Origin of the sequence: Streptomyces sp. NPDC000404 (assembly GCF_040300365.1) — a bacterium.
Lineage (GTDB): Bacteria > Actinomycetota > Actinomycetes > Streptomycetales > Streptomycetaceae > Streptomyces > Streptomyces ramulosus.
In genome coordinates, this window is the sequence record NZ_JBEPDN010000003.1 from 345,657 (window position 1) to 359,737 (window position 14,081).

At 73.6% G+C, this 14,081-nt stretch carries 11 protein-coding genes; 2 read left to right on the plus strand and 9 right to left on the minus strand.

Features of this window, described 5'->3' with window-relative positions; translation table 11 throughout:
- Positions 1–132: 132 nt before the first annotated feature.
- From ABT345_RS07455 to ABT345_RS07470, 4 genes are read right to left on the minus strand one after another with little or no spacing between them, the layout of a single operon-like run.
- On the minus strand, positions 133–1,203 hold the full coding sequence (locus ABT345_RS07455; RefSeq protein WP_345090314.1) for a dipeptide epimerase: 1,071 nt from the start codon (positions 1,201–1,203) through the stop codon (positions 133–135).
- The gene (locus ABT345_RS07460) at positions 1,200–2,348 is read right to left on the minus strand and encodes a PLP-dependent cysteine synthase family protein (RefSeq protein WP_345090317.1); all 1,149 of its coding nucleotides are present in this window, start codon (positions 2,346–2,348) and stop codon (positions 1,200–1,202) included. Before ABT345_RS07460 ends, ABT345_RS07455 begins: the two co-directional genes overlap by 4 nt.
- Positions 2,345–3,232, minus strand: a complete 888-nt coding sequence (locus ABT345_RS07465; protein ID WP_345090320.1) for a hypothetical protein — start codon at positions 3,230–3,232, stop codon at positions 2,345–2,347. Before ABT345_RS07465 ends, ABT345_RS07460 begins: the two co-directional genes overlap by 4 nt.
- A complete protein-coding gene (locus ABT345_RS07470; protein WP_345090323.1) occupies positions 3,229–4,509 on the minus strand; it encodes an ATP-grasp domain-containing protein in 1,281 nt (426 codons plus the stop codon). Before ABT345_RS07470 ends, ABT345_RS07465 begins: the two co-directional genes overlap by 4 nt.
- Before the next feature lie 334 nt (positions 4,510–4,843).
- Between ABT345_RS07470 and ABT345_RS07475 the strand changes: the two genes are divergently transcribed.
- Complete coding sequence (locus ABT345_RS07475) at positions 4,844–5,221, plus strand: hypothetical protein (RefSeq protein ID WP_345090325.1); 378 nt, start codon at positions 4,844–4,846, stop codon at positions 5,219–5,221.
- Positions 5,222–5,261: 40 nt separating this feature from the next.
- Here the strand turns inward: ABT345_RS07475 and mscL are convergent, their stop codons facing one another.
- From mscL to ABT345_RS07500, 5 genes are all read right to left on the minus strand, one after another.
- Positions 5,262–5,762: a large conductance mechanosensitive channel protein MscL gene (gene mscL / locus ABT345_RS07480; RefSeq protein WP_345090328.1), complete on the minus strand. Its 501-nt coding sequence runs from the start codon at positions 5,760–5,762 to the stop codon at positions 5,262–5,264.
- Between the two features lie 790 nt (positions 5,763–6,552).
- Entirely contained in the window at positions 6,553–7,386 is an 834-nt protein-coding gene (locus ABT345_RS07485; RefSeq protein ID WP_345090331.1) for an S-methyl-5'-thioadenosine phosphorylase, read from the minus strand.
- Positions 7,387–7,464: 78 nt separating this feature from the next.
- Positions 7,465–7,818 (minus strand): FmdB family zinc ribbon protein, encoded by a 354-nt coding sequence (locus ABT345_RS07490; RefSeq protein ID WP_345090335.1) that lies wholly within the window; start codon positions 7,816–7,818, stop codon positions 7,465–7,467.
- A gap of 68 nt (positions 7,819–7,886) precedes the next feature.
- Complete coding sequence (locus ABT345_RS07495; protein WP_345090338.1) at positions 7,887–9,197, minus strand: MFS transporter; 1,311 nt, start codon at positions 9,195–9,197, stop codon at positions 7,887–7,889.
- Positions 9,198–9,482: 285 nt separating this feature from the next.
- On the minus strand, positions 9,483–11,069 hold the full coding sequence (locus tag ABT345_RS07500) for a potassium/proton antiporter (RefSeq protein WP_345090781.1): 1,587 nt from the start codon (positions 11,067–11,069) through the stop codon (positions 9,483–9,485).
- A 202-nt stretch (positions 11,070–11,271) separates the two neighbouring features.
- On the opposite strand from ABT345_RS07500, the gene ABT345_RS07505 reads away from it, so the two are divergent.
- Positions 11,272–14,007: a penicillin acylase family protein gene (locus ABT345_RS07505; RefSeq protein ID WP_345090341.1), complete on the plus strand. Its 2,736-nt coding sequence runs from the start codon at positions 11,272–11,274 to the stop codon at positions 14,005–14,007.
- Positions 14,008–14,081: the final 74 nt, after the last annotated feature.

Below are 14,081 nucleotides of genomic sequence, written 5' to 3' on the forward strand. Positions count from 1 at the left end.
CGGTCGCGGCGACCGAAGGAGTACCGCGACGACCTCATCCGGCGTGGCGTCGCCCCGCCGCCGGTGATCCGCGGACGGGCGAGGGGAGCAGCCGGGACGCCGGGGTTCCCTCGCGTCACCGCCCGGCGTACCTCAGCCGGCCGCCACCGCCCCCGGACGCTCCTCCCTGGCACGCGGCCGCACTCCCCACCCGGGCCGGTCGCCCGCCCGTACCGTCCCGTCCGTGCCGCCGATGCCGCGCCACGGATCGTGGGCGAGGAGCAGATGTCCGTCGAGATCGACCCAGCGGGCGCGGTGCACCAGATGGACGGCGGGGGCGATGCCGAGGGTGCTGGCCGTCAGGCAGCCGAGCATCAGCTCCGTGCCGCTGTCCGCCAGCAGCTCGGCGATGCGCAGCGCCGCGAACACCCCGCCGCATTTGGCGAGTTTGACGTTGACGCCCTGCACCCGGCCCGCCAGCCGCTTCGCGTCCTCGTACGACACCGCGTCCTCGTCGGCGATCACCGGCAGCGGCGACCGGGCGGCCAGCGCGGCCAGCGCCTCGGGGTCACCGGGCGCGAGCGGCTGCTCCACCGCCGCCACCCCCAGCTCCGCGCAGCGCGGCAGCAGCTCCCGGGCCTGTGTGGTGCTCCACGCGCCGTTCGGGTCGAGCAGCAGCCGGGCCTGCGGGGCCGCGGCGCGTACCGCCCGGATGCGGGCGAGGTCGTCCTCCGGATCGGCCGAGCCCGCCTTGACCTTCAGCAGGGTGAAGCCGCGGCCGGCCAGGCGCGCGGCGAGCGTCCCGGCCCGCTCCGGCGAGGTGATGCCGAGGGTGCGGGCGGTCGGCGCGGACGGCGGCCCGGCCGCGCCCAGCAGGTGGTACCCGCCGTGGCCGGACCGTTTGCCGACGAGGTCCAGCAGCGCCGACTCGACGGCGGCGGTGACGGCGGGCGGCGCCCCCGCCACCAGCTCACCGCAGCGCAGCGCCGCCAGCGCGGACTCCGGGTCGGCGTGCCGCCCTACCGCGGCCGAGGCGTCACGCAGCTGCCGCACCAGCGTGGCGGCGTCCAGCCCGTAGTAGGCGCTGGCCACCGCCTCGCCGTGGCCGCGCAGCCCGCCGTGCGCCACCGTGAACCACACCGCGTCCCGGGCGGCCATCGTGGCGCGGGATATCCGCAGCGGCTCGGCGAGTTCGAGGCGGGTGGTGCGCAGCGATGCCTTCACGCGGGGGCCTCCTGTGGGGGACGGGGCGGTGCGGGTGCCGGGCGCGGGGCGAGGACCGTGGTGCAGCGGGTCCAGCCGGTCGCCTCGGCCGCGTGCGGATGGGGGATCTCGACGGGGTGGGTGCGGGCGGTGGTGCAGTCCACGCCGTGCGCGGTGGTGAAGTCGTCGTCGTAGACGGACGACAGATAGCGGTGTGGCCCGTCGGGGAAGACCGTCGCGACGACCGCGCCCGGATGCGTCCGCGCCGCCCACGCCGCCACCAGCGCCGCGGCGCCCGTGCTCCAGCCCCCGCTGACGAAGCTGGTACGCGCCAACCGGCGGCAGGTGTCGACGGATTCGGCCGGGCCCACCCAGTGCACCTCGTCGAAGGCGGCGTGCTCGACGTTGCGCGGATGGATGCTGCTGCCCAGCCCGCGCATCAGCCGGGGCCGGGCCCGCTGCCCGAAGATCGTCGAGCCGGTGGCGTCCACGCCGATCAGCCGCAGCCCGGGCCGGGCGCGCCGCAGCGGGCCGATGAGACCGGCGCTGTGGCCGCCGGTGCCGACGCTGCACACCAGGATGTCCAGCCGCGGCAGCGCGCCGGTGATCTCGGCGGCGAGCGAGGCGTAACCGGCGCGGTTGTCGGGGTTGTTGTACTGATCGGGCCAGTACGCGCCGGGCAGCTCCGCCAGCACCGCGCGCAGCAGCGCCAGCCGGGCCGCCTGCCAGCCACCGCGCGCCGCCGGGCGGTCGGCCAGCTCCACCCGCGCGCCGTACGCCCGCAGCAGCCGCCGCATCGACGGCTCCAGCTCCGCGTCCCCGACCAGGACGACGGGGTGGCCCAGCGCCTGACCGGCGAAGGCCAGGCCGATGCCGAGGGTGCCGGACGTCGACTCCACCACCGGCGCACCGGGCCGTAGCTCACCGCGCTCCCGCGCCCCCAGCAGCATCGACACCGCGGCCCGCGCCTTCATCCCGCCGACGCCGTGCCCCTCCAGCTTCGCCCAGAACCCGGGCTGCGGACCCGGCAGATCGGCGGTGATCCGCGCCAGCGGTGTCCGTCCGACCAGCGACAACAGATGCGGATCGGCGACCTCCGGCCGTGTCCGCCGCTGTGGTGCGCACGGCGGCGCCGGGGGTGCGGCCGCGGCCGGCGGCGCGCTCATCGGCCGCTCCCGTCGTGCCGGCCCACGCCGGGCGCCCCGCCGTAGCGGTACAGCGTGCCGGGCCCGCCGTCGAGCCAGAAGAACGGGTACGGCTCCGCGCACACCGCGTGCACCCCGGCGCCGAGGAAGCGGGGCAATACCGCGCTGCCGGTCTGGGCGAACAGCACCAGCGGCAGCCCGCGCGCGGCGGCCAGCGCGCGCAGCGGCCCGAACGTGCCGTTGCCGAGCGTCATCCCCGAGGCGAGCACCGCGTCACAGCCCTCGACGGCACCCGCCGCGTCCCGCACCACCGCCTCGCCCCACTCCGTCATCCCGCCCTTCAGATCGCACGGCACATACGTCAGCCCGGACGAACGCAACGCCTCCAGCAGGGAGTTGACGACGCCGACGACCAGCACCCGGCCCCCGGCGGGCACCCTCGGGGCCAGCAGCTCCACGACGGCCCGCGCCCGCGCCCGGGACTTCTCCAGGGAGGTGCCCGCGGCCAGCGGCAGCGGCCGTGCCCCGTGCGCCGGGGTGTGCGGCAGGCGGTGCATCAGATACGCGTCGAGCGCGGCGGTCCGCACCACCGGCAGCGGATGCGCCAGCAGCGACGCCACGTCCGCACCCACCGCGTCCGTCACCGCCTCGGGCGGCAGCGCGCCGGGCTCCGCCGCGCACGAGCCGACGGCCGCGCCCAGCCGCAGGCTCAGCACCTCGTTGCGGTAGCCGCCGGACCGTCCGTCGTGGCGCACCGCCTGGCTGGTGGCGAACGCCGTGGAGATCCGTACGGACCGCGGATCGAGGCCGAACGCGCCCGCCAGCACGGCCTGTTGCAGCGTCTCCAGATCCGGCCAGCCGGTGAGCGGGGCGGCGGCCGGCCGGACGGCGGGCGGGGCGCTCATCGCTCCGCCGCCACACGCGGGCGGACGGTGCCGAGCAGCTCGGCGACGTACCTGCGGGCGTCACCGGGCGGTGCGCCGCTGCCCGCCGCCATGACGTGCCCCAGATAGCCGTTGTTGTCGGCGGCGGCCCGCACCCGGGTGCCCGGCTCGGCCAGCACCACCTCCAGGACGCCGGGCGCCGCCGCCAGCTCCTGCCGCGCCTCGCGCCCGGCCGGGCCGTAGCCGGTCAGCACGCCGTCCGACTCCGGCAGCAGGAAGCCGATCGCCGCGTCCGGTACGCCGGTCGGCCGGACCTCCAGGTCAGGAGCCTCGCCGAGCGCCAGCGCCACACAGGCGGCCGCGAGATCGACGCCGGTGACATGGCGGACGAGTTCGGTGATGCGGTTGCCCGCCGGGCGCGGGTTGACCTCGATCACCCGGGGGCCGTCCGCCGTCAGCTTGATCTCGGTGTGCGCGACGAGCTGGTCCAGGCCGAGCGCGGCGAGCGCGGCGCATGCGGTCCGTGCCGCCGCGGCGGCTTCGCCCGGGGCGAGCGCGGCGGGGAAGAGATGCCCCGTCTCGATGAACGCCGGGGCGCCGCCCACGCTCTTGTCGGTGACGCCGATGACCTGCGTGACGCCGCCGGTGGTCACGGTCTCGACGCTGACCTCGGGCCCCTCCAGCAGCTCCTCCAGCAGGAGCGCGGGGGCGCGGTGCTGGCCGCGGGCGTTGACCGGGAAGGCGTCCAGCGCGCGGTGGGCCGCGGCCAGCTCCCGCTCGTCGTCCACCCGCCGGACGAACATGCCCGCGCACAGGTCCACCGGCTTGACCACCAGCGGATAGCCGATCTCCGCGGCGGCGAGGGCGGCGGCGGGGAACCCGTCGCAGACGGCGAACCGCGGCCCCGGCACTCCCGCCGCGGCCAGCGTGCGCCGGGTGCGGTCCTTGCGGCACGCCGCGGTGACGGCGTCCGCGCCCGGGCCCGGCAGCCCCAGCTCCCCGGCGAGGGCGGCGACGGTCGGCAGGTAGTAGTCGCAGGAGCTGAGCACCCCGTCGAATCCCAGCGTGCCGTGCAGCCGGCGGACGTACGGCAGCAGCGCGGCCGTGTCGTTGGTGTCGGTGGTGAGGACGTTGCGGGCGCCGAGCAGCGGGTGGGCGGCCCCCTCGGGTGCGGACCGCAGGTAGTGGTGCAGATCCCGGGTGAGGAACGTGAACGTGTGCCCGGCTTCGGTGAGCGCCCGTGGCAGCAGCCGGCTCATCGAGCCCACCCAGCTCTCGACCATCAACAGATGTCCCATGACTCCCCAACGCCGCGAGATGCGCGGGCTCCCGGCGTCCGGGAACCCCGGACCGCGGTCCCGCAGTGACTCGGAGATCACGATATCGGTAATGATTTTCAATGTCATGTCGGGGCGTGGTGACGGGCGTTCGCGGCGCCACACGCCCGTACGCCCGCCGTCGCTCGCGCCCGATGTGGTCCCGCTGGACGTGAAACTCCCCCGCCGTGAAGGGGGCTGGTGATCCGGCCCGCCGCCTGCCAGGCGTCCCGGAGCGACGCCGCCGCCCGGGCCGGAGCATGCCCCCGCCGCGGGCGCCCGGGGGTCCGGCCCGGGTCGGTCGTACCCTGAGGGGGTGAGCACCACCTCCGCATCCGACGACCGCGAGCCGCGGCCCGCACCCGTAGCGACCGGCTCCGCCGCGCCCGACGCCGAGGCCGACGCCACGTCGCGGCCCTCGGACCGGGCGGCGGACCGGCCGGCCCAGGACGAGCAGGCCGCGGACCGGGCGCCCGATGACTCCGACGAGGAGCGGGCCGCCCGGGAGGCCGAGGAGAAGCAGGCCGCCGCCCGCCGCCGGGCCCGGGCCGCGTTGATCTTCGACGATCCGCTCACCCGCCGCTCCGACGACGACTCGGACCGTGGCTGGGGCGAGCGCCCCACGGGCGATGCGGCCGACGCCGCCGCTGATCTGCGGCGCTTCCTCGACGAAAAACCGCCCCACCACCTCTGAGCGAGGCGGTGGAGCGGTCCGGGGCGTCCGCGGGGTGCCGCTACGACGGCGACTTCTGCGTGATGACCGTTCCGATGGCTTCCGACGCCGACGAGGAGCCGTTGCGCTGCGCGATCAGGGCGTCGCGGATCTCCTTCAGCAGCTCGACCTCGGTCGGCTCGGCCGGGGCGTCGTCCACCGGCTTGCGGGCGTCCATCCGCTCCTTCCACTTGTTCATGGGAAGGATCATGAGGAAGTAGACCACCCCGGCGGTGATCAGGAAGGTCAGCACCGCGCTGAGGACCGAGCCCCACAGGATGTAGATGCCGTCGGTGAACTCGCCCGTCTTCTTGTCGACGACGCAGGTGGTGAGGCAGGTCTTGTAGTTGTCGAGGTTCTGCGAGCCGAAGGCGCCGACGATCGGGTTGATCACGCCCTTCACCACCGCGTTCACGATGTTGGTGAAGGCCGCACCGACGACCACCGCCACCGCGAGTTCGATGACGTTGCCCCGCATCAGGAAGTCCTTGAACCCCTGCAGGACGCTCTTGCTCTCGCTCACCGGTAGGCCTCTCTCCATGCTCTCTACGGACGGTGCACCAACAAAGCGCACCGCAACTTACGTCAGCGCGGGGCGGCGGTGTCCAGCCACCCCACACGAACCAGTGAGCGGCCAGCGCGTCAGTACGGATCACATCCGGGGCGCCGCGGAAATATCGGGCGCGCTCCGGGCGGCGTGCGGCAGCAGCCCCGCCGCCCGGAAAAGTTTCGCCCGGCCGGAAAGCGGATGCCACTCGATCTTGCGGCACGGCTCACCGCCTCCCCGGCGCCGCCGAAGCGGCACATCCGGCACCCGACGGATCCCGGCCCGCGTCCGATAATTCCGCGAATGCCCATGTCGCGGCCGTGATCGCGAGCCCGGCCGTGGTCAGCCGCCACCATGCGGCCCGGCGCCACGGACGCCGTGCGCCACCGAGCCGAAGCGGCGGGAAGTGGGGCACTTCACAGGGCGCGGGCGTGGGCAGCGGCGCCGGAAGCGGGGCCGGGTGGACGGCGGACGGAGTGGACGCGAGAAGAGGGGAATGAGGCACGGGGAACACCGCCTGCGGTGAGGGAAGGGAACCGACGGCCCCACCGTGCCCGCTCTCCCCGCCGCGCGTGCGGGCCTGTGGACGGCCTCGGCGGTTGGGGAAAACTCCGCCACCCGCCGGAGGGAACCGCCCCGAAGGGCGCGGCGCATCGGCCCGCAAACCCGCGCCGACCCGGCCCGTGAGCCTCACCGCGTCCCCCCCAGGCCGAAGGCCCGGACCCGAGGCGCGAGGCCCGGACCCGAGGCGTAAGGCCCGTAGCCCCTACGGCAGCTCGATCCCCAGGTCCCACCCGTCGTGCACCTCGGCGCAGCCGCAGGTCCGCCCGGCCGTGGCCGGGAGGGCGCCGACCGCGTCGAACAGCACCTCGCGCAGCCGGCCGACGTTTTTCCCGAAGACCTCCAGGACGTCGTGGTGGGAGACGCCCTCGCCCGTCTCGGCACCCGCGTCCAGGTCCGTGACCAGCGTCAACGAGGCGTAACAGAGGCCCAGTTCGCGGGCGAGTGCCGCCTCGGGGTGGCCCGTCATGCCGACCACCGACCAGCCCTGTGCGGCGTGCCAGTGGGACTCGGCGCGGCTGGAGAAGCGCGGCCCCTCGATCACCACGAGCGTGCCGCCGTCCACCGCGTCCCACCCCCGGCCGCGCGCCGCCGTCAGCGCGGCCGTGCGGGCGGCGGGGCAGTACGGGTCGGCGAACGGCAGGTGGAAGACGCGCGGGATGCTGCCGTCGGCGAGCGGGACGCCGTCGAAGTACGTCTGGGCGCGGGTCTTGGTGCGGTCCACGACCTGGTCGGGGACGAGCAGCGTGCCCGGCCCGTACTCGGGCCGCAGGCCGCCGACCGCGCACGGGCCGAGGACCTGCCGGACGCCGACGGAGCGCAGCGCCCAGAGGTTGGCGCGGTAGTTGATGCGGTGCGGCGGAAGGTGGTGGCCGCGGCCGTGCCGGGGTAGGAAGGCGACCTGCCGTCCGGCCACCTCGCCGAGGAACAGGGAGTCGCTGGGGCTCCCGTAGGGGGTGTCCACCGTGATCTCGGTCACGTCGTCGAGGAAGGAGTAGAAACCCGATCCGCCGATGACGCCAATCTCCGCGTCAGCCATGCCGGTCAGCCTACGGGGTGCCGCGACGCACCGGACCCCCGCCGTCGGCGCGACGGCGGGGGTCCGGGGAAGCGGGAATCAGGCGGCGGAGCTGCTGCTCGCCGAGCCCGAGGTGCTGCTCGCCGACGAGGACGAGGAGCCGGTCGACGACGTGCCGGACGACGACTTCGTGTCCGAGCCGGAGCCGGACGACGAGGAGTCGGACGAGCTCGTCGAGGAAGAGGAGGACTTCGCCGGGCTGCTGCTGGACGACGCACCGCGGCTGTCGTTGCGGTAGAAGCCGGAGCCCTTGAAGACGATGCCGACCGCGGAGAACACCTTCTTGAGGCGTCCCTGGCAGCTGGGGCACTCGGTGAGCGCGTCGTCGGTGAACTTCTGCACCGCCTCGTGGCCCTGGCCGCACTCGGTGCACTGGTACTGGTAGGTCGGCACTTGTCTTCCTCCTGGCACTCTCACTCGATGAGTGCTAACGACGATCCATAGTGCAGTATTCCGGCCCGTCAGTCCACTGTGGCCGCCGTACGGTGACCGACTCCACGCTCCGCCGCCGCGCCGTCCGCCTCGCCCGAGGGCGCCCCGGTCGGCGTCATCACGCGGCTCTCCCCTCGGGGCAGCAGCCGCGAGCGCAGCGCCAGCAGCACCGCCAGCGCCAGCGCGGTACCGACCAGCGGCACCAGGAAGCCGCTGCTCGGCGCGTAGGCGTCGGCCAGCCGGCCCGCCGACGTCGCCGCCGCGGCCTGGCCCAGCGCCACCGCGCCGGTCAGCCAGGTGAACGCCTCCGTACGGGCGCCCGCCGGGACCAGCGACTCCACCAGCGTGTAGCCGGTGATCAGCGCTGGGGCGATGCACAACCCGATGGCCAGGCCGTTCGCCGCCAGCAGCGGCACCGCCGTGAGCGCCCACAGCGGGACGGTGGCCAGCGCCAGCAGCCCGTAGGCGACGAGCAGACGGCGGCGCGGGCCGGTCTTCCAGGCGATCGCACCGCAGGCGACACCGGCCAGCATGTTGCCCGCCGCGAAGATGCCGTAGAGGACGCCGTTGATGCCGGGGCGGCCGATGTCCTGGGTGAACGCGGTCAGCGTGACCTGCATGCCGCCGAAGACGGCGCCGATGCCGAGGAACGCCACGATCAGCACCCGCACACCGGACACCGACAGCGCCGAGACGCGCGGCACGCCCTCCTGGCGGTCGCGGTGGACCGGCGGCTGGCTGCGCCGCTGCGCCGCGAAGAGCAGCCCGCCGGCCAGCGTCAGCGCCGCCTCGGCGATCAGCCCGGCGGCCGGGTGGACGCCGGTGCACAGCGCCGTGGCCAGTACCGGGCCGACCACGAAGGTGAACTCGTCGGTGACCGATTCGAACGCCGCCGCCGTCGGCAGCAGCGGGCTGCCGCCCAGCCGCGCCGCCCAGCGGGCCCGCACCATCGGGCCGACCTGCGGCGTCGAGGCGCCCGTGGGCACCGCGACGGCGAGCAGCGCCCATAGGGGGGCGTGCGACAGGGCCAGCGTGATCAGGGCGGTGATGCCCGCGACGTGCACCAGCACGCCGGGCAGCAGCACCGCGCGCTGCCCGAACCGGTCGGCGAGCTTGCCGCTCTGCGGGGCGAACAGCGCCATCGCCACACCGGTCGTCGCCGAGACCGTTCCGGCGGTGCCGTACGAGCCGGTGGTGTGCTCGACCAGCAGGACGATGGAGATCGTCAGCATGGCGAAGGGCTGCCGGGCCAGGAAGCCGGGCAGCAGGAAGGTCCACGCACCGGGGGTGCGCAGCAGTTGTCCGTATCCGGGACGGGAGTCCTTGACCGCGGATGCCACGGCCGGGCCTTTCCGCTGCCTGGTAGCGCACGGCCGCGAGTGCTCACGGGTGGTGCGCCGAGAGCTGTCCTCTCGCGCAGGACCGAGTGATACCGCGTGGCCCGCACCGGGCCGCGGCCGCCGAGCGGTCGCGCCAGCTCTGCATCAGGCAGAGTGGTTCGTCGATGTGCTGAGGAGATTGTACAGGCCGGTATCCGTGCGGCCCTGGGATCGACCAGGGCCGCACGGGGTTCTTCCTGCGGATCGGTGGTGCGCCGCCGCGTACCGGGGCGGCGCACCGATCCGTCACTCGCGGTCGCGGTGCGAACGCCTGCCGCCCGTGCCGTGCCCGGCGGTGGCGGCCGTCTTCCGCCGGCCGTGGCGGCGCACCGCCTCCACCGGCGCCTCCGCCACGGTGCCCAGCCAGCCGGCGAGCTTGCCGCCCTGCGAGACGGCCTGGAGCCGCTTCTCCGCCGCGTCGCGGACCTGGTCCGTGGCGACGACCAGCAGTTCGTCGCCGTGCCGCAGCACCGTCGTCGGCGTCGGCACGAAGCTCTTGCCGTCCCGGACGACGAGGGTGACGGCGGCGCCGGACGGCATCCGCAGCTCCCCGACCTCGACGCCGTGCATCCGGGAGGTGGTGCCGATCGAGGTGGACAGCAGATGGCCGCGCAGCCGCTCCAGCGGCGCCGACTCGATGCCGAGGTCGGCGGCCTCGCCCTCGCCCAGCTTCAGCCGCCGCGCCAGCCACGGCAGCGTCGGCCCCTGGACGAGGGTGTAGACCACGACGAGGACGAAGACGATGTTGAAGACCCGCTCGCTGCCCGGTACGTGGCCCACCATCGGGATGGTGGCGAGCACGATGGGCACCGCGCCGCGCAGCCCGGCCCAGGACAGCAGCGCCTCCTCCCGCCACGGCACCCGGAACGGCAGCAGCCCGAGGAAGACCGACAGCGGCCGGGCCACGACCGTCAGGATCAGCCCGATCAGCAGCGCGGGGACGATGTCGTCGAGGAGGTTGTGCGGCGTCACCAGCAGGCCCAGCAGGACGAACATGCCGATCTGGCCTATCCAGCCCAGCCCTTCGGCGAAGCCGCGGGTCGCCGCGGAGTGCGGCAGCTTGGCGTTGCCGAGGATCACCGCGGCGAGGTAGACGGCGAGGAAGCCGGAGCCGTGCGCCAGTGCGCCCGCGGCGTACGCCGAGACCGCGATGGCCATCACGGCGATCGGGTACAGGCCCGAGGCGGGCAGCGCCACGTGCCGCATGCCGTACGCGCCGATCCAGCCGACCGCCAGCCCGACCGCCGCGCCGATCGCCAGCTCCAGGGCGATCTCGCCGATCAGGACGTACCAGTGCTCGACCGGTCCGGCGGTCGAGAAGGCGACGACGAGGATGACCACCGGGGCGTCGTTGAAGCCGGACTCGGCCTCCAGCACACCCGTCAGACGGGCCGGCAGCGGCACCGAGCGCAGCACGGAGAAGACCGCGGCGGCGTCCGTCGACGACACCACCGCGCCGATCAGCAGCGCCTGCCGCCAGTCCAGCCCGGCGAGGTAGTGCGCCCCCGCCGCGGTGACCCCCACGCTCACCGCGACGCCGAGCGTGGAGAGCAGCGCCGCCCGGGGCAGCGCGGGCCGGATCTCCTTCCACTGCGTGCCGAGACCGCCCTCGGCCAGGATCACGACGAGGGCGGCGTAGCCGAGCAGTTGGGTCAGCTCGGCATTGCTGAAGTCCACACCGCCCAGGCCGTCCTGCCCCAGGGCGATGCCTATCCCGAGGTAGATGAGCAGGCTGGGCAGCCCGCTGCGCGAGGAGAGCCGTACCGCGGCCACCGCGACGAGCAGTACGAGCGAGCAGAGCAGCAGGAGTTGGTTGAGATGGTCGACAGTCAGGAGCTGGTCCTTCCGCGCGCGGTCCGGGAGCCGGGTCCGGGGCCTTTCCCTGGCGTAATCCTTACCGTATCTAGTTACTGAGGCTAACAATTTACCATTACTTGAACCTTGGATGCGCTGGTCATGACGCCGCGTAGGGGCCGCGCGACCCGTGGGCCTATCGTTGCTCCAGCACTCCCACCCTGCCCCTCGAAGGACAGAGATGCCCGCCAACAAGACCGGCTCAGCCCCCAAAAAGAAGAAGGGGCGGCGCGGCCGCCTCGTCGCCGTCGCGGTCGTGCTGCTGCTCGTGGCGGGCATCGCGTTCGGCGCCTTCTGGGGGGTGAACACCGTGCGGGCGTCGTTCCCGCAGACCACCGGGTCGCTCAAGCTCGCGGGCCTGACCGACCCCGTCGACGTCCGCCGCGACGCGCACGGCATACCCCAGATCTACGCCGACTCCGATGAGGACCTCTTCCGCGCCCAGGGCTACGTCCAGGCGCAGGACCGCTTCTGGGAGATGGACGTCCGCCGCCACATGACGGCCGGCCGCCTCTCCGAGATGTTCGGCAAGGACCAGGTCGACACCGACGCCTTCCTGCGCACCCTGGGCTGGCACCGGATCGCGCAGCAGGAGTACGACACCAAGCTGTCGCCGGCCACCAAGAAGTACCTCCAGGCCTACTCCGCGGGCGTCAACGCCTACCTCAAGGACCACGAGGGCGCGGCGCTCTCCCTGGAGTACGCGGCGCTGGACCTCCAGAACGACTACAAGCCCGAGAAGTGGACGCCCGTCGACTCGGTCGCCTGGCTCAAGGCCATGGCCTGGGACCTGCGCGGCAACATGCAGGACGAGATCGACCGCTCGCTGATGACGAGCCGCCTCAGCCCGAAGCAGATCGCGGAGCTGTACCCGGCCTATCCGTCCCGGCGCAACAAGCCGATCGTCGAGGGCGGCGCGGTCAACCCCGTCACCAAGGAGTTCGACCCCAAGGCCACCGGCACCGGCAACACCGCCGCGAACGGCACCCCCGGCGGCCCGGCCGGCGGCGCGACCCAGGGCCTGCAGGCCCGGCTCTCCGCGCTCTCCACGTCGCTGGACAAGATCCCGGCGCTGCTCGGCCCGAACGGCAACGGCATCGGCTCCAACTCCTGGGTCGTCTCCGGCGCCCACACCACCACCGGCAAGCCGCTGCTCGCCAACGACCCGCACCTCGCCCCGCAGATGCCCTCGCTCTGGTACCAGATGGGCCTGCACTGCCGCACCACCGGCCCGAAGTGCAACTACGACGTGGCGGGCTACACCTTCTCCGGCATGCCCGGCGTGATCATCGGCCACAACCAGGACGTCTCCTGGGGCATGACCAACCTCGGCGCCGACGTCACCGACCTGTACCTGGAGAAGATCACCACCGACGGCTATCTCTACGACGGCCGCCGCCGCCCGTTCACCACCCGCAAGGAGACCATCAAGGTCGCCGGCGGACCGAGCCGCGAGATCACCGTCCGCGCCACCGAGAACGGGCCCATAGTCTCCGACCGGGACGACGAGCTGGCCACCGTCGGCAAGCGGGCCCCGGTCGGCAACGCCGCCCCCGACCGCGGCGACGGCTACGCGATCTCGCTGCGCTGGACCGCGCTCGACGCCGGCAAGTCCATGGACGCCGTCTTCGAGCTGAACCGCGCCAAGGACTGGACGAGCTTCCGCAAGGCCGCCGCCGACTTCGAGGTCCCCTCGCAGAACCTCATCTACGCCGACACCAAGGGCAACATCGGCTACCAGGCGCCCGGCCGCATCCCCGTCCGCGGCAAGGGCGACGGCTCCCTCCCGGCCCCCGGCTGGGACCCGTCCTACCACTGGACCGGCTACATCCCGCAGTCCGCGCTCCCCTGGGAGTACAACCCGGCCCGCGGCTACATCGTCACCGCCAACCAGGCCGTCGTCGACGAGAAGAAGTACCCCTACCTGCTGACCACGGACTGGGGCTACGGCGCCCGCAGCCAGCGGATCAACGACCTCATCGAGTCGAAGATCAAGGACGGCGGCAAGGTCTCCACGGACGACATGCAGAGCTTCCAGCAGGACAACAGCAGCCAGATCGCCCGGATCCTCACGCCGTACCTGACCAAGGTCAACATCTCCGACCCGTACGTCCGCGAGGCGCAGCAGCTCCTCGGCGGCTGGGACTTCACCCAGGAGCCGGACTCCGCGGCCGCCGCCTACTTCAACGGCGTCTGGCGCAACCTCCTCAAGCTGGCCTTCGGCAACAAGATGCCCAAGGAGCTGCGGGTCAAGGGCCAGTGCCTGACCGTCCGCCCGGCCGCGGGCAGCGGGCCCGTCGACGACCTCGACAAGTTCGTCCGCGAATGCGGTGAGCGCGCCCCCGACATGGCCCAGCCCGACGGCGGCGACCGCTGGTACGAGGTGGTCCGCGCGATCCTCGACGACCCGAACAACGCCTGGTGGAAGACCGAGGACCTGCCCGGCCGCCCCGGTGACAAGAACCGCGACCAGCTCCTCGCGCACGCCATGAAGGACGCGCGCTACGAGCTGACCTCCAAGCTCGGCAAGAACATCGACAACTGGACCTGGGGCCGGCTGCACCAGCTGTTCCTGAAGAACCAGACGCTGGGCACCGCGGGCCCGGGCGTCCTCCAGGGGCTCTTCAACCGCGGCCCGTGGAACGTCGGCGGCGGCGAGGCGGCGGTCAACGCCACCGGCTGGAACGCCTCCGGCGGCTACGGCGTCACGTGGGTCCCGTCCATGCGGATGGTCGTCAACCTCGCCGACCTCGACAAGTCCCGCTGGATCAACCTCACCGGCGCCTCCGGCCACGCCTACGACGCCCACTACTACGACCAGACCGACAAGTGGGCCAAGGGCGAACTCCTCCCCTGGGCCTTCGGCGACGCCGCGGTCAAGAAGGGCACGAAGGACACGCTGACGCTCACCCCGTGAGCACCGCGAGCCGAACGGCCCCGGCCCCCGCCCGCACGATGCGGGCGGGGGCCGGGGCCGTTTCGCGCTCGGAG

Excerpts from the sequence above, each read along its gene's own strand:
- ABT345_RS07505 (WP_345090341.1), top strand. The coding sequence starts at position 11,272 with ATGCCCGCCAACAAGACCGGCTCAGCCCCCAAAAAGAAGAAGGGGCGG.
- ABT345_RS07470 (WP_345090323.1), bottom strand. The coding sequence starts at position 4,509 with ATGGGACATCTGTTGATGGTCGAGAGCTGGGTGGGCTCGATGAGCCGG.
- ABT345_RS07465 (WP_345090320.1), bottom strand. The coding sequence starts at position 3,232 with ATGAGCGCCCCGCCCGCCGTCCGGCCGGCCGCCGCCCCGCTCACCGGC.
- ABT345_RS07485 (WP_345090331.1), bottom strand. The coding sequence starts at position 7,386 with ATGGCTGACGCGGAGATTGGCGTCATCGGCGGATCGGGTTTCTACTCC.
- ABT345_RS07460 (WP_345090317.1), bottom strand. The coding sequence starts at position 2,348 with ATGAGCGCGCCGCCGGCCGCGGCCGCACCCCCGGCGCCGCCGTGCGCA.